Origin of the sequence: Thiomonas bhubaneswarensis (assembly GCF_001418255.1) — a bacterium.
Classification (GTDB): domain Bacteria; phylum Pseudomonadota; class Gammaproteobacteria; order Burkholderiales; family Burkholderiaceae_C; genus Thiomonas; species Thiomonas bhubaneswarensis.
Genome location: NZ_LIPV01000006.1, coordinates 241,536 through 257,041, shown reverse-complemented (window position 1 = coordinate 257,041; position 15,506 = coordinate 241,536). Strand labels below are relative to the sequence as shown.

The following is a 15,506-nucleotide window of genomic DNA, read 5'->3' as shown; positions in this document are numbered from 1 at the left end:
TTTGCGTGAATCGGTCGGCGTACAGGATCGCGAATTGGTTCATCGCCACCTTCCAGTCATGCGCGGCACGGCCCCAGTCGGCCGTGATGTTGCGCAGCGCCAGCCAGATCAGCTTCGTGGCCGCGTCGTCGCTGGGAAAGTGCCCGCGGGTCTTGATGATTTTGCGTAGCCGCGAGTTGATGCTCTCGATGGCGTTGGTCGTGTAGATCACTTTGCGCACGGCTGGGGGAAATGCGAAAAACGGAATCACCTTGTCCCAGGCCCGGCGCCAGGCCATGGCCACCGTGGGGAACTTGGCGCCCCAGGGGCCTTGCTCGAAGGCCTCGAGCTCGGCCAGGGCGGCTTCGGCGCTGGGCGCGCTGTAGATCGGCTTGATCGCCGCGGCCAGCGCCTTGCGATCCTTCCAGCTGGCATAGTCCAGGCTGTTGCGGATCAGGTGCACGATGCACGTCTGCAACGTGGTGGCTGGGAAGACCGCGCCCAGCGCTTCGCCCATACCCTTGAGGCCATCGGTGACGGCGATCAGGATGTCGCCCACGCCGCGCGTCTTCAGGTCGTTGAACACCTTCATCCAGAACTTCGCGCCCTCGGTGGTCTCGATCCACAGCCCCAGAATATCGCGGGTGCCGTCAGGCAAGACGCCCAGCGCCAGGTACACCGCCTTGTTGCGCACCACCGCGTCCTCGCGGATCTTGACCCGCAGCGCGTCGAAAAACACCACCGGATACATCGGCTCCAGAGGCCGCGCCTGCCAGGCGGTGACCTCGGCCATGACCGCGTCCGTGACCGAGCTGATGAACTCCGGCGAGACCTCCGTGCCGTACTGCTCGGTGAGAAAGCCTTGGATCTCGCGCACCGCCATCCCGCGCGCATACATGGCCACGATCTTGTCGTCGAAGCCCGTAAAACGTCGCTCGTGCTTCGGGATGAGCACAGGCTCAAAACTGCCCTCGCGGTCGCGCGGCACCTCGATGCGCAGCGGACCGTCTTCCGTCAAGACCGTCTTGCCGCTTCGTCCATTGCGCTGGTTGTTCGTTTGATCGGGCTTCGTGGCCCCCGGCGCGTAGCCAAGATGGTGGCTGAGCTCGGCGCCCAACGCGCGCTCAATCAGCGCCTTCTTGAACGCCATCGAGGCAGCGTTCACCGCCTCGGCGCTCATCGGGCCGCTGACAAACTGGTCAATCAATTCCTTCGGAATCGACGGCAACGCGCCGTCGCGGCCGCAGCCGCTGTCTTCGTCTTGCGTGGCATACATGCTCCTGGTCGTCATGCTATGCCCCAAACACAAAATTCCTGACAGGCTCCCCATAGCCCGAGCTATGGGGCAAAAAGCCGCTGCCGCAGGGCGCCACAGGGCCATTTTGCAGCCCGCGATCCTCAAGTCCGACAGACTCCAAGCATCAAAAACCACCATTGGAACCGATCTGCCACCGCATCCATGCGCCTGTAAACTGTGCGCCCCATGCCGCGCTCCAGACTCGTGTCCTCTGTGCTGCCCACGGTGCTGCCGTGGATGGCCACGCCGCCGCTGCGCCCTTTGCTGCACTGGGGGCTGCGCCGCAGCCTACGCGCACCGCGTCTGGCGCACACCCGCAGTCCGGCGGATCTAGGGCTGGCCTTCACGACAGCGCGCATCGCAACCGCCAATGGCAAAACCCTGCATGCCTGGCTGATTCCACCGCCTGCGTCCGCGGCGCGGCCTGCGCCTGCCATGGTGGTCGTGCATGGCTGGGGCAGCAACGCTGATCTGATGCTGCCCCTGGCCCCGGCGCTGCATCAGGCTGGACTGGCTCTGCTGTTCATCGATGCCCGCTGCCACGGCGCCAGCGACGGCGACACCTTCGCCTCGTTGCCACGTTTTGCCGAAGACACGGTGCACGCGGTGGATTGGCTGGCGGCGCGGCCCGACATCGACCCGCGCCGCATCGCCCTGCTCGGCCACTCGGTCGGTGCCGGCGCGGTGCTGCTTGCGGCGAGCTGGCGGACGCAGATCGCCGCCGTGGTGAGCCTGGCCGCCTTTGCCCACCCGGCCGAGATGATGCAGCGCTGGATGGCCGAGCAGAACCTGCCCAGCGAGGTGATCGGCCCACTCGTGCTGCGCTACGTGCAGCGCACCATCGGCTACCGCTTCGACGCCATCGCCCCCATCAACACCCTGCCGCAACTGCGCTGCCCCGTGCTGCTGATGCACGGCGAGGACGACACCGTGGTTCCGGTGACCGACGCCCACCGGCTGATGGCAGTTGCGGATTCAAGCCGGGTGCAACTGCACATCGGCCCCGGCGGACACGACTCGATGGAAGCGTTTCTGAGCGTGATCGACCGGGTCAGCCGGTTTCTGGCGGCGCATGTCAGAAACACCATCTCTCAGTCTGAAATCTCCGGCCGCCCCCAGTAGTAGCCCTGCCCCCAGTCGACGCCGATGTGGCGCATGGCCTCGGCGGTGGCCTGGTCTTCGATGCCCTCGGCAATGGTGAGAATGCCGAGCTCGTGCGCCATGCTGTTGATCGAGCGCACCATCGCCTGCGCGCGCGGGCTGTGGGCGGCTTCTCGCACCAGTTCGGCCTCGATCTTGAGATACTTCACCGGCAACTTGAGCACGTAAAGGTAAGACGAATAGCCGCTGCCGAAATCGTCCACCGCGAGCTGGAAGCCGAAGTCGATCAGCGGCTGCACCAGCTTGCGCACCGCCTCGGCGTCGCCGATGAGCTGGCGCTCGGTGATCTCGATGACCATGGGCTTTTCGCGCCCCGTCATGTCGACGGCGCAACTCTCGCAGTAGTGCTGGGCACGGTCGAGCAGTTGCTGCACATCCTCCGGGCGACTGAGGAAGTCGGCCGAGCAGTTGATCATGTACTTCATCGGCGCGCCGGTCGCCTCGATGCGCTGGCTGCAGTGCGCCATGACCTGTTTGGACACGCGCGCGTCGATGCGGTGCTCCAGACGCAGGCGATTGGCCACGTCGATGAACTGACCGGCGGGAATCACTTCGCCATCTTCCCCGACCAGCCGCGCCAGCGCCTCGTAACCGACGACCTTTCCATCGGCGAGCGACACCAGCGGCTGGTAGGCCGCGCGGATACGGTCGTACTCGATGGCGCGCTTCAAGGTGAAGCCCCGCAGATAGTCCTGCGCCGATTTGCCCTCGAACTGCCTGACGCGGTTGCGCCCGCCCGCCTTCGCGTTGTAGAGCGCCGAGTCGCACTGGCCCAGCAGCTCGGCGATGGTCAGCCGGGCTGCGGGCTCCCAGGCCGAGACGCCGAAGCTCGCCGTCAGCCGCAACTCCGCTCCCCCTACCGACATGCGGGTATGGGCGATGAGGTCGCGCATCTTCTCGGCCGCAGCACGCGCCGTCTCCAGCGTGGAGTCGGGCAGCAGCACCAGAAATTCCTCGCCGCCCCAGCGCGCCACATGATCTTCCTTGCGCACGCGGGTCTGCAGAAGATGCGCCACCTGCTGCAGCACGGCATCGCCCGCGGCATGGCCGAAGCCGTCGTTGATGAGCTTGAAGTGATCGAGATCGAACAGCACCAGCGCGTAGCCGATGCCGTCCTGCTGCGCCCGGTCGTGGGCCCGCTGGAGGTGCTCGCCCATGCCGCGGCGGTTGAGCAGGCCGGTCAGACTGTCCTGATTGGCCAGCCGGTACATGATTTCGGCACGGTCGCGCAGTTGTGCGCTCTCGCGCTCGGTCTGCCGCGCCACCAGGCGATAGGTCAGGGTGAGAAGTCCGGTCCAAAGCGCCAGAATGCTCAGCGCAGGCCAGTAGGCACGCCAAAAGTCGCGCCAGAGTACGGCCTTTGGCACCGTCATGGTCACCACCACGCCGTATTTCGGCAGCCGTACCCAGGCGCCGGTGCGGGGCGTGCCATCCGAGTCCACCTTCCCGTCGAACAGGCCCGAAGGTGCCTGCGGCGCGTCGCGCGTGGCTGCCGCCAGCGCGCCCTGTCGGCGCGTGCCGTAGAACCGCTGCAGGTCAGGCGTCTGGGGAGTCGGCCAGCGTGCCAGCAAATAGCCATCGCTGCGTATCAGCGCCATCGACATGCCCGGCATGGTGTGCTGGGCAGCAGCCACCGAACGGCGCCAGCGGTCGAGAAACTCGTTGAGTTCGACCGGCACGGCGATCAAAACGACAGGCCGCCCCGCGGCGTCCTTGACCATCATGCGCAGCGGAATCACCCAGCGGTGCAGCATGGGCCCATAGACTGCCTTGCCCACTTCCAGGCTCTTCATCCGCGTGGCCTGCTCGATGCCGGACCAGATGTCGTGATGGGCTGCCAGGTTCGGCAGCTTTTCCTTCGAGACGACGGTCGAGGCGAACATCTGCCCGTCCGGGCGGGAGAGATTGATCGCCAGCGCCTGCTCCGGCCCGAGCAGCGCGCGGTAGCGCTGCAACAGCGGCGTGAGCTGATCGGGTGTTGCAAGGAGTTCGGGCCGACTCAGCAGATCGTTGCCCAGCGCCGACATGACCGATTCGTAGCGCTCGAAGTAGGAAGTAGCGGCGTCCGCCAGAAAGGCGGTCTCCACCCGCAAGGTGCTGTGCAGCATCTCGCCTTGGCGCTGCCAGTTAAGCCAGGCCAGCCACGCGCCGAAGAGCACGGTCAGCGCCACCAGCCCCCAATAGCCGCGACGAAGCCTGCGCCGCATGGACGAAGGGCCCTCAGGCGCCCGGAACTGGGCAGGGGTCAACAGCGGGGATGAACCGGGCATGCAAAAAAAGAGGGAGGATGGGGCCGATGGCCGCCGCCGTGGTCAACCCGGCGGTCTCGGCATTCGAGTGGGCGAAGTGTAAAGGTCGAACCGCCCCGCTCTTTGTCAATTTGTTCACACTTTCAGGCCCATCCCCCTGAACGCGCGTGTCGGGCGGCGGTTTCCCAACATCACATGCCGACGTAATTCGGCCCGCCCCCGCCCTCTGGCGCCACCCAGACGATGTTCTGCGTCGGGTCCTTGATGTCGCAGGTCTTGCAATGCACGCAGTTCTGCGCATTGATCTGCAGCCTGTCGCCGCCGTCCGGGCCCTTGACGAACTCGTACACCCCGGCCGGGCAATAGCGCGACTCGGGCCCGGCGTAGGTCTTGAGATTGATCTGCACCGGCACCGACACATCCTTGAGGGTGATGTGCGCAGGCTGGTTTTCCTCGTGATTGGTGTTGCTGAGATAGACCGAACTGAGCCGGTCGAAGGTGAGCACGCCGTCGGGCTTGGGGTAATCGATGCGCGGACAGTCTGCCGCCGACTTGAGCATGGCGTGATCGGGCACATGGTGGTGGATCGTCCACGGCGGCGACTTGATGCCCAGACGCGGCAGCAGCCAGCGCTCGATGCCGGTCATCAGCGTACCCACCAGACGGCCTTTCTTGAACCATTGCTTGAAATTACGCGCGGTCTTGAGCTCGGCATGCAGCCACGATTGCTCGAAGGCCTCGGGATAGGCGCCGAGTTCATCCTGCGCGCGGCCTGCGGCCAGGGCGTCGGCGATGGCCTGTGCCGCCAGCATGCCGGTCTTGATCGCGGCGTGGCTGCCCTTGATGCGCGAGGCGTTGAGAAAGCCGGCTTCGCAACCCACCAGGCAGCCGCCGGGAAACACCAGCTTGGGCAGCGACAGCAGACCGCCCGCGGTGATGGTGCGCGCGCCATAGCCCAGACGCTTGGCGCCGTCGAACAGGCCGCGAATCGCCGGGTGGGTTTTCAGCCGCTGGAATTCCTCGAACGGGCTCATCCACGGATTGGTGTAGTCCAGCCCGACGACAAAGCCGATGGCCACCTTGCGGTCTTCGAGGTGGTAGAGGAAGCCGCCGCCGTAGGTGTTGGCGTCGAGCGGCCAGCCTGCGGTGTGCAGCACCAGCCCGGGCTGGTGTTTGTCGGGAGCGACTTCCCAGACTTCCTTGATGCCGATGCCGTAGCTCTGCGGATCGCGGCCCGCGTCGAGCTTGAAACGGCCGATCAGCTCGCGGCCCAACTGCCCGCGCGAGCCCTCGGCGAACACGGTGTACTTGGCCCGCAATTCCATGCCGAGCGCGAAGTGATCGGTCGGCTCGCCATTCTTGCCCAGGCCCTGATTGCCCGTGGCCACGCCGCGCACCCGTCCCTGCTCGTCGTACAGCACCTCGGCCGCGGCGAAGCCGGGGAAGATCTCGACGCCAAGACTCTCGGCCTGTTGCGCCATCCAGCGCACCAGATTGCCCAGGCTGATGACGTAGTTGCCGTGGTTCTTGAAGCAGTCGGGCAGGAAGGCGGCGGGCGCGGGCTTGGCGTTGGTCTCGCTCAGAAACAGAAACTGATCGGCCGTCACCGGCTGGTTCAGCGGCGCGCCCATGGCTTTCCAGTCCGGGAACAGCTCGGTCAGCGCGCCGGGGTCCATGATGGCCCCGGACAGGATGTGTGCGCCGGGCTCGGAGCCCTTTTCGAGCACGCAGACCGAAATCTCGCGTCCAGCCTTCTGCGCCAGTTGTTTGAGATGGATGGCCGTGGCCAAGCCGCCGGGGCCGGCGCCGACGACGACGACGTCGTAGTCCATGGCCTCGCGCGGGCCGAATTGTTCCAAGAGTTGATGCGGGGTCATCGCGATCTCCACGGTCTGTCTGCCTGGCTCGGGATTCTAGCCACGGCGGCCACAAAAAAGAACGGTCGTTCGATTTTATGGCGACTGGGTTTCAGACAGCGTAATAAAGCACGGCGAAGAAATGACAGACGGTGCCAGCGAGGACGAACAGATGCCAGACGAAATGCGCGTAGCGCCAGCGCTCGTCAAAGACGAAGAACACCACGCCCAGGGTGTAGGCCACACCCCCGGCCACCAGCCAGAACAGGCCCATCGGCGCGATGCGCTCGGCCAGGGGCACGATGGCGATGAGCACCACCCAGCCCATGCCCAGATAGAGCGCGGTGGACAGGCGTGGAAAGCGCACCCCGGCCAGCGCCTTGAGCAGCAGGCCCATCGCCGCCATGCTCCAAACCAGCCCGAACAGCGTCCACCCCCAGCCCCCGCGCAACACGCCCAGGGTGAACGGGGTGTAGGTGCCGGCGATGAGCAGAAAGATCGCGGCGTGATCGAGCCGCTGCATCACGGCCTTCACCCGCGGCTGCGGCAAGGCGTGATACAGCGTGGAGGCCAGGTAGAGCAGGATGGCCGAGGCGCCAAAAATGCTCGCGCCGACGACACTGGCTGCCGGTTGATGCTGTACGGCATGCACGATCAGCACGGGCAGCGCGGCGACCGACAACAGCAGCCCGAGACCGTGGCTGATGCTGTTGGCGATTTCCTCGCCCAGACTCTGCGCACGCAGCGCGGCGGGGGCATTTGCGTTTTGTGCCATGCAGCAAATGGTAAGCCGGTTGAAAGCGCGGTGCGCCTTCTGCCGCAAAAATCCCTGCCTGTGCAAACAAGTCCGCGACGCACTATTCTTGCGCGAGCGCAAATTCGGGAATTTGCGCGCCCCTGCACTCTCCACAAGAACCGACCGTGAGTTCCACACCAACCACCGCCACGCTCGCCCCTGTCGGCGACGCCCCAGCGGAACAGACCCGCTTTCGCATCCTCGGTGCCATCAGTTTTTCGCACTTTCTCAACGACATGATCCAGTCGTTGATGCTGGCGATCTACCCGTTGTTCAAGACTGATTTTCACCTCAACTTCGCCCAGATCGGGCTCATCACCCTCACCTATCAGTTCACCGCCTCGCTGCTGCAGCCGCTGGTGGGCGCCTATACCGACAAGCATCCCAAGCCGTTTTCGCTGGCGGTGGGCATGGGGTGCACGCTGGCCGGGCTGCTGACGCTGTCGGTGGCGCCGAGCTTCCCCATTCTGCTGCTGGCCGCGGCCATGGTGGGCACCGGCTCGTCAATCTTCCACCCCGAGTCGTCGCGCGTGGCGCGCATGGCCTCTGGCGGTCGGCATGGGTTGGCGCAGTCCATCTTCCAGGTGGGTGGCAACGCCGGCACGGCCACCGGTCCGCTGCTGGCCGCGTGGATCGTGCTGCCGCATGGGCAGAAGAGCATCGCCTGGTTCTCGCTGGCCGCGCTGCTGGCCATCATCGTGCTCGCGGGCGTGGGGCGCTGGTACGGGCATCAGCATCGTCAGCCGAAGAAGACCGCTGCGGTCAAGCATTCACCCGTCCCGCCGCATCTGGTGCGTCGCACCCTGGCCGTGCTGCTGGCGTTGATCTTCTCCAAGTTCTTCTACCTGGCGAGCATCAACAGCTATCTCATTTTTTACCTCATGCACAAATTTCACGTCAGCACCGAGGTGGGGCAGTATCACTTGTTCGTGTTCCTGTTTTCGGTGGCGGCCGGCACCCTGCTGGGCGGGCCGATCGGTGATCGCATCGGGCGCAAGGCGGTGATCTGGGTGTCCATCCTCGGTGTGGCGCCGTTTACCCTGCTGCTGCCTTACGCCAGCCTGGAAACCTCGGCCATTCTCAGCGCCATCATCGGTTTCATGCTGGCTTCGGCCTTCCCGTCGATGGTGGTTTATGCGCAGGAACTCATCCCCGGCAAGGTGGGGACGGTGGCGGGATTGTTCTTCGGCCTGGCGTTCGGCCTGGGCGGCATCGGCGCTGCGGTGCTGGGCCAACTGGCCGACATGTGGGGCATCGACGCGGTGTACAAGCTGTGCTCCTTCCTGCCGCTGATCGGCCTGCTGGCGGTGTTTCTGCCCAACCTGCATCAACCGCGGGTTTCGATGAAGCGAAGCTGAAGGCGCCCGCGCACGCTGAACCTCGCTCGAGCTGGCCGGTCTGATCCCGCAGGCTTTGTCCTGAAAGGAGATCAGCATGTTTTCCACGCATCACGCCCTGCGCCGGGGCGCTTTGATCGGCGCGCTTGCCATCGGTTTTCTCAGCCCCGGCTTAAGCCAGGCCGCCGAGGTGCATCACAGCGGGGATGTGTCATATGCCTGCGGCGGCGTGGGAGAAGACAACCTCAAGGCATTGCAGGCCATGGCGCCCCGGTTCAACCTCGGCTTCTGGATGGTCGAAGGCCCGCAAGGTGCTTACTTGGCCAATGTGCCCATACAGGTCAAGCACGAAGGCAAGACCGTTGCGGCATTCACCGCAGACGGCCCACTCTGTTACCTGAAAGTACCCTCGGGGAGCTACACCATCGAGGGCACGCACCGGCAGCAAAAACAAAGCATCACGGTGCAGACGGGCAACAAGAATGCCTATCTGCGCTGGACGCAGTGAGCGCGACGCTTACAGCGGACGGCTGATGACCACCGCGCCGCGCAACTGGCCAGGCGCGTAGCCAGTGGCTTGATCATGCGGGTAGTTAGCCTTGAGTTTGTCGGCCACACCCGGCGCGAGCTGGGCCGCGGTGCCGTGGCAGGCGAGGCATTGCGTCTGCAACACGATGGCCTTGGCGTAGTGCAGGGTGGGCATGCCGTTTTCGGTGACCACCTCGCTCCACTCCAGGGTTTCGGGCTTGGCGCCCGACTTCAGGTCGGCGTTGAGATGGGCCAGCGCCTTGTGCTGCCAGACGTTGGGGGTGCCCATGTCGACGTTGCGCACGCGGGTTCCCACGCGGGTGATCTTCCAGCCGGTCTTGTCGGCCAGGCCGAGGGCGATCTGCGGGGCGATGGTCTTGCACACCGAAATGGACTCGGCGGGGCCGTTGGCCTTCATACTCTCCTGCAGCTTGCCGCTGAGGGTCTTGAGCAGCTCGCCGGTGACGGCGCGAGTAGCCTGCATTTGCTCGGGCGTGGCGGCAGACTCGGCCTGAGCCAGCATGGGGGTTGAAGCCAAGGCCAGGGCGGCCAGCAGGGAAGGCATGGGACGCATGTCGATCTCTCCAGAAAAGGTGCCCCGACAACTTGCCGGACGACATGGCGCATTGTGTAACAAAACGTGTTTTTTGATCTGCCTATCGCAGACTAGCGCAATGTGGTTTGATCGAAATCAATGCAAATGGGCACACCCGTCGGAGCGCGGCAACATGCCGCAGAGCGGGCCAACCCGCCTCATTGCGGAGGCTGCGGATCGAGAAAACCTCCGGCCCGGTAGGTCAGCACCAGGGTGTCGCGCCAGCCTGCTGCCGCTTCGCCCTCGGGCAGAACGGGCGTGCTCTCGTGAATCACCCGGGTGTCATCCATCAGCAGCACGCTGCACGGTTCGGTCAGGGTGAAGCGCACACCGCGATGACCGTCCAGCTCGAACACCCGGGTTTCGCCGCCGCGAATGCCGTGCCGGGCAATGAGTACCACGGCGACGAAATCGACACCGTCGCGGTGTGCGCCTTCCGGCGTGGGACGGCCCACGCCCTCACGGGTGTCGATGCGGAACTGATGCGCCTCGATGAACCACTGCGGCGTCGACCGGACCTGATCGAACAGCAGGCCCAGACCCGTGAGCAAAGGCTGCCAGAAAGCGGCCTGCAGCAAGGACTCGCCGAGCGGCGCGAACCAGCGCGACATGCCGCCGTGCAGCGCGTTGTAGACCGTGGGCTGCCAGTGGGCGCGATGCGGCACGGCCCAAAGCAGCGGCTGGCCTGCCTCAGGCCTCAAGGTCTGGATGAAGCTGCCGTGGCGACGGAAGCGGTAGTGACCACCGTCCTTGAGGTAATCGTCGGCGGGAAGGTCGTTCCAGGAGGCGAACGCTGCTGCGCAGTCAGGCAGCGCGAACCCGGCCATGTCGGCAAACTCGCGGGCGCGGAGCACGCAAAAGCCCTGCTGCCGCAGTCGCTGCAGTGCACTGCTGCCGCTGGGCAGGGGCGCGCCGAAGCTCAGCGTGTCAAAGCTCATGAGAAAACAACGCCGGGCCGCCCCAAGGTTTCTCCTCCCCCTCGGGGGGCCTGACGCCATGCGGCAGGTCTGGGGGCCCTCATTTGCCCCAACTGTCTTTGAGGGTAGTGGTGCGATTGAACACCGGCGCCCCCACAGCATGATCGACACGATCGGCGACGAAGTAGCCGTGACGCTCGAACTGGAACGACGCCCCGGCAGGCGCGGCCGCCGCCGCAGGTTCGACATAGGTCTGCACCGTCTGCTTGCTCTGCGGGTTGAGCACCGACAGAAAGTCGCGCCCGCCGACGTCGGGGTGCGCGTCGGTGAACAGGCGGTCGAACAACCGCACCTGCGCGGCCACGCCACGGCTGGCGCTCACCCAGGTAATCACGCCCTTGACCTTCACCGTGTCGGCGCCGGGGGTGCCGCTCTTGGTGTCGGGCAGCAGTTCGGCCAGCACCTTGACGACCCGGCCCTCGGCATCCTTTTCGCAGCCGGTGCAGCGGATCACATAGCCGTACTTCAGCCGCGCCATGCTGCCGGGGGTGAGACGGTGATAGCCCTTGGGCGGCACCTCCATGAAGTCCTCGCGCTCGATCCACACCTGCGAGGTGAGGTCGAAACTGCGCCGCCCCATCTCGGGGTGTGCCGGGTGCACGGGGGCGCTGCAGGGCTCGGCGTGGTCTGCGCTGCCGAACACCTCGGCCCAGTTGGTGAGTTCGAGCCTGAGCGGGTCGAGCACGGCCATGGCGCGCGGGGCGCGGGCGTCGAGATCGTCGCGCAGCGCCTGTTCGAGCACGCTGTAGTCGATCCAGGAATCGGCCTTGCTTACGCCGATGCGGTCGGTGAACAGGCGCAGGCTCTCGGGCGTGTAGCCGCGTCGACGCAGGCCCACCAGCGTGGGCATGCGCGGGTCGTCCCAGCCATCTACATGGCGCTCGGCCACGAGCTGCGCCAGCTTGCGCTTGCTCGTCACCACATACGTGAGGTTGAGCCGGGCGAACTCGTACTGGTGCGGGCGCGGGCTGGCCACCAGACCCAGCCGCACGAGATGATCGAGCAGCCAGTCGTAGAACGGCCGCTGGTCTTCGAACTCGAGGGTGCAGATGCTGTGGCTGATGCACTCCATCGCATCCTCGATCGGATGGGCGAAGGTGTACATCGGATAGATGCACCACTGGTCGCCGGTGCGGTGGTGATGGGCGAAGCGGATGCGGTAAATCGCCGGATCGCGCAGATTGATATTGGGCGAGGCCATGTCGATCTTCGCCCGCAGCACCATGCTGCCTTCGGGGTGCTGGCCCGCGCGCATCTCTTCGAAACGGCGCAGGTTCTCTTGCGGCGAACGCGCACGCCAGGGGCTTTCCACGCCCGGCTCGGTGAGGGTGCCGCGGTTGCGGCGCATGTCGTCGGCGCTCTGCTCGTCCACATAGGCCAGGTCGTCTTCGATCAGCGCGCAGGCGCAGCGATACATAAAGTTGAAATAGTCGCTGGCGTAGAACAGGTGCGAGACGCCGCCCACGTTCCAGTCGAAGCCCAGCCAGCGCACGGCGTCCAGAATGGCATCGACGTATTCCTGATCTTCCTTTTCGGGATTGGTGTCGTCGAAGCGCAGATGGCAGATGCCGCCAAAGTCTTGCGCCAGGCCGAAATTCAGGCAGATACTCTTGGCGTGGCCGATGTGCAGATAGCCGTTGGGCTCGGGCGGAAAGCGGGTGCGGATGCGCGCCGGATCGGGCTGCCCCGCGGCATGCCCGGCGGCATCCGCCGGATGACCTGCAAAGCGCCGATTGGCATAAGTGCCTTGCGCCAGATCGCGCTCGATGATCTGACGCAGGAAATTGGAGGGTTTGTCAGCGGATTCCATAGCCCCGCTATTTGAACAGGTCTGCAAACGACAGGTCGGTGCCGTGTTGCAGTGCAAACAAACGCTGAACACTAACGAGCCCAGAAAAAATTCACACTTGCTGTCGGCAAGAGGAAATTCCTGCCGTTGTTCCAACACTAACGACATGAAGATCAGGAGGTTTCCGCCATGTTCCGCCAACTCGTTCTCGCCCTCGCTGGCAGCGCAGCGCTCATGACCGCACCGGCGGCGCATGCCGACCGGGTGTTCTGGTCGGTCAATGTCGGCGTGCCCGGCGTGGTCACTTCGTTCTCGAATGCCTACCCGGTGTATGCGCCGCCACCCGCCCTGCCCCCGGTGTATTTCGCGCCGCCGCCCCCGCCCCCTCCGCCGCGGCCGGTGTATTACGGCTACGGTCAGGTTTACACCCCGGCAGGAATCGTCCCTGCACCACAGTATTACAGCTATTACGGTGTTCCGGTGCGCCGCTGGGACCGCGATCACTGGCGGCATGATCATGGCCACGGCTGGGGCCACCGCCGCGACTGGGACAACCGCTGAGCGGGCCTTGGTCAGCGCCGCTTGCTGCCCCCCAGCAGGCCGCCGAGCACGCCGCGAATGATTTCGCGGCCCACCGTGCTCCCAATGGTGCGTGCAGCCGACTTGGCCAGGGTTTCGAGCAACGAGTCCTTGCGCCCCGATCCGCGCGCCAGACCGCCCAGCCCCTGCCCCAGTGAATCGAGCAGGCCGCCGCCGGATGGAGCGCCCGCCGGCGCGGCGGTACCGGGTTCGGCACTTGGCGTCGTCGCCTCGACCCGTCCTTTGAGCAGTTCGTAGGCGGACTCGCGGTCCACCGTCTTTTCGTACACCCCAGCCACCAGCGAACCCTGCAGCAGCGCCTTGCGCTCTTCTGGCGTGATGGGGCCGATGCGGCTGCCCGGCGCCAGCATCCACACGCGCTCGGTCGGCGTGGGGCGGCCTTTTTCGTCGAGCAGCGACACCAGCGCCTCGCCCACCGCAAGCTCGGTGATGGCCTGCGCCACGTCCAGACCGGGGTTGGGGCGCATGGTGTCGGCTGCGGTCTTGACCGCCTTCTGATCGCGCGGCGTGAAGGCGCGCAGCGCATGCTGGATGCGGTTACCCAGTTGGCCGAGCACGGTGTCGGGAATGTCCAGCGGATTCTGCGTGACGAAGAACACCCCCACGCCCTTGGAGCGGATCAGACGCACGACCTGCTCGATCTTTTCCAGCAGGGGCTTGGGCGCATCGTTGAACAGCAGATGGGCCTCGTCGAAGAAAAACACCAGCTTCGGCTGATCGGGGTCGCCGATCTCGGGCAGACGCTCGAACAACTCCGACAGCAGCCAAAGCAGGAAGGTCGCGTACAGGCGAGGCGCCTGGTAGAGCTTGTCGGCGGCAAGAATGTTGACCATGCCGCGCCCTTGCCCATCGGTCTGCATCAGATCGACGATGTTGAGCATGGGCTCGCCGAAAAACCTGTCGGCGCCCTGCGACTCGAGCTGCAGCAGCCCGCGCTGAATGGCGCCCACGCTGGCCGCGCTGATGTTGCCGTACTCGGTGGTGAAGCTCGCCGCGTTGTCGCCCACCTCTTGCAGCATGGCGCGCAGGTCTTTCAGGTCGAGCAGCAGTAGGCCGTTGTCATCGGCGATTTTGAACACCAGATTGAGCACCCCGGTCTGCGTCTCGTTGAGTTGCAGCAGCCGTGCCAGCAGCAGCGGCCCCATGTCGGAGATGGTGGCGCGCACCGGGTGCCCCTGCTCGCCGAACACGTCCCACAGCGTCACCGGACAGGCGCCGAAGGTCGGCTCGGGCAGGCCGAGGGTCTTGAGCCGATCGGCCAGCTTGGGGCTCATCGCGCCGGCCTGGGAAAGCCCGGTCAGATCGCCCTTCACATCGGCCATGAAGACCGGCGTGCCGATGCGTGAGAACGCCTCGGCCAGCACCTGCAGGCTCACGGTTTTGCCGGTACCCGTGGCGCCGGTAATCAGTCCGTGACGGTTGGAAAGGCGCGGCAGCAGGTGGCATTGCACCTTGCCATGCTGGGCGATGAGAATGGGGTCGGACATGGCTGTAGCCTTGCTGTGAGGGGGGCGGGCGAACGGCGCGAAAGTAGAATCCGCAGTCTATCAACGCCCATGCAGCGCGCTTTCGCCCTGCCGCAGGGCTTCCCTCAGGAGCATCGCACCACCATGGCCGGACATTCCAAATGGGCCAATATCCAGCACCGCAAAGGCCGCCAGGACGAAAAGCGCGGCAAGGTCTGGACCAAGATCATCCGTGAAATCTCCGCAGCAGCCCGTCTGGGCGGCGGCGACCCCAGCGCCAACCCGCGTCTGCGCCTGGCGATCGACAAGGCCAAGGCGGCCAATATGCCGGCCGACACGGTGAAGAAGAATATCGACAAGGCCACCGGCGCGCTCGAAGGCGTGCATTACGAAGAAATCCGCTACGAAGGCTATGGCGTGGGCGGCGCGGCCATCATCATCGACTGCCTCACCGACAACAGAGTGCGCACCGTGGCCGAAGTGCGCCACGCGCTTTCCAAGCACGGCGGCAATCTGGGCACAGAAGGCTCGGTGGCGTTCCAGTTCAGGCATTGCGGCCAGTTGGTCTTTGCGCCCGGCACCTCGGAAGACAAGGTGATGGAGTCTGCGCTCGAAGCCGGTGCCGACGACGTCATCACCGATGACGACGGCGCCATCGAGGTGCTCACCCCGCCAGCCCAGTTCGAGACCGTGCGCGCCGCGCTGCAGGCCGCCGGGCTGCAGCCAGAGCTGGCCGTCATCACCATGCGTGCCGACAACACGGTCGAACTCGCGGGCGACGACGCCGAAAAAATGCAAAAACTCATCGACGCATTGGAAGACCTCGACGATGTGCAAGAGGTCTATCACAACGCCGTCTTCGGTTAAGGCGCCCAC

General features: G+C 65.3%; 12 protein-coding genes and 1 pseudogene. 5 read left to right on the top strand and 8 right to left on the bottom strand.

Annotated elements, in window-relative coordinates; all coding sequences use genetic code 11:
- Positions 1 to 1,251, bottom strand: a pseudogene (locus ASC45_RS10080) (IS256 family transposase); the annotation flags it as partial.
- 211 nt (positions 1,252 to 1,462) lie between these two features.
- Between ASC45_RS10080 and ASC45_RS10075 the strand changes: the two are divergent.
- A complete protein-coding gene (locus ASC45_RS10075) occupies positions 1,463 to 2,398 on the top strand; it encodes an alpha/beta hydrolase (protein WP_055450895.1) in 936 nt (311 codons plus the stop codon).
- Here the strand turns inward: ASC45_RS10075 and ASC45_RS10070 are convergent.
- The 3 genes from ASC45_RS10070 to trhA all read right to left on the bottom strand — a co-directional run bounded on the left by ASC45_RS10070 (position 2,368) and on the right by trhA (position 7,317).
- Entirely contained in the window at positions 2,368 to 4,644 is a 2,277-nt protein-coding gene (locus ASC45_RS10070) for a bifunctional diguanylate cyclase/phosphodiesterase (protein WP_245610021.1), read from the bottom strand. The two genes, ASC45_RS10075 and ASC45_RS10070, sit on opposite strands and share 31 nt — an antisense overlap.
- A 233-nt stretch (positions 4,645 to 4,877) precedes the next feature.
- A complete protein-coding gene (locus ASC45_RS10065; RefSeq protein WP_055450893.1) occupies positions 4,878 to 6,563 on the bottom strand; it encodes an electron transfer flavoprotein-ubiquinone oxidoreductase in 1,686 nt (561 codons plus the stop codon).
- 91 nt (positions 6,564 to 6,654) lie between these two features.
- Entirely contained in the window at positions 6,655 to 7,317 is a 663-nt protein-coding gene (gene trhA / locus ASC45_RS10060) for a PAQR family membrane homeostasis protein TrhA (RefSeq protein WP_055450892.1), read from the bottom strand.
- A 146-nt stretch (positions 7,318 to 7,463) separates the two neighbouring features.
- On the opposite strand from trhA, the gene ASC45_RS10055 reads away from it, so the two are divergent.
- Complete coding sequence (locus ASC45_RS10055; protein ID WP_055450891.1) at positions 7,464 to 8,696, top strand: MFS transporter; 1,233 nt, start codon at positions 7,464 to 7,466, stop codon at positions 8,694 to 8,696.
- 76 nt (positions 8,697 to 8,772) lie between these two features.
- Positions 8,773 to 9,183, top strand: coding sequence for a hypothetical protein (locus tag ASC45_RS10050; protein ID WP_055450890.1), 411 nt, complete (start codon positions 8,773 to 8,775; stop codon positions 9,181 to 9,183).
- 9 nt (positions 9,184 to 9,192) lie between these two features.
- On the opposite strand, the gene ASC45_RS10045 is transcribed toward ASC45_RS10050, so the two are convergent.
- From ASC45_RS10045 to ASC45_RS10035, 3 genes are all read right to left on the bottom strand, one after another.
- Positions 9,193 to 9,777 carry a Tll0287-like domain-containing protein gene (locus tag ASC45_RS10045; protein ID WP_055450889.1) on the bottom strand — a complete coding sequence of 195 codons (585 nt, stop codon included), beginning with the start codon at positions 9,775 to 9,777 and terminating at the stop codon, positions 9,193 to 9,195.
- Positions 9,778 to 9,956: 179 nt separating this feature from the next.
- Positions 9,957 to 10,736 carry a 2OG-Fe dioxygenase family protein gene (locus ASC45_RS10040; RefSeq protein ID WP_082454353.1) on the bottom strand — a complete coding sequence of 260 codons (780 nt, stop codon included), beginning with the start codon at positions 10,734 to 10,736 and terminating at the stop codon, positions 9,957 to 9,959.
- A gap of 79 nt (positions 10,737 to 10,815) precedes the next feature.
- Positions 10,816 to 12,585, bottom strand: a complete 1,770-nt coding sequence (locus tag ASC45_RS10035) for a glutamine--tRNA ligase/YqeY domain fusion protein (protein WP_055450888.1) — start codon at positions 12,583 to 12,585, stop codon at positions 10,816 to 10,818.
- A gap of 168 nt (positions 12,586 to 12,753) precedes the next feature.
- Here ASC45_RS10035 and ASC45_RS10030 point away from each other — a divergent pair, with 168 nt between their 5' ends.
- On the top strand, positions 12,754 to 13,125 hold the full coding sequence (locus ASC45_RS10030) for a hypothetical protein (RefSeq protein WP_055450887.1): 372 nt from the start codon (positions 12,754 to 12,756) through the stop codon (positions 13,123 to 13,125).
- 11 nt (positions 13,126 to 13,136) lie between these two features.
- Here the strand turns inward: ASC45_RS10030 and ASC45_RS10025 are convergent, their stop codons facing one another.
- The gene (locus tag ASC45_RS10025; protein ID WP_055450886.1) at positions 13,137 to 14,651 is read right to left on the bottom strand and encodes a helicase HerA-like domain-containing protein; all 1,515 of its coding nucleotides are present in this window, start codon (positions 14,649 to 14,651) and stop codon (positions 13,137 to 13,139) included.
- Positions 14,652 to 14,774: 123 nt separating this feature from the next.
- Here ASC45_RS10025 and ASC45_RS10020 point away from each other — a divergent pair, with 123 nt between their 5' ends.
- On the top strand, positions 14,775 to 15,497 hold the full coding sequence (locus tag ASC45_RS10020; protein WP_055450922.1) for a YebC/PmpR family DNA-binding transcriptional regulator: 723 nt from the start codon (positions 14,775 to 14,777) through the stop codon (positions 15,495 to 15,497).
- The last annotated feature ends 9 nt before the right edge of the window (positions 15,498 to 15,506 follow it).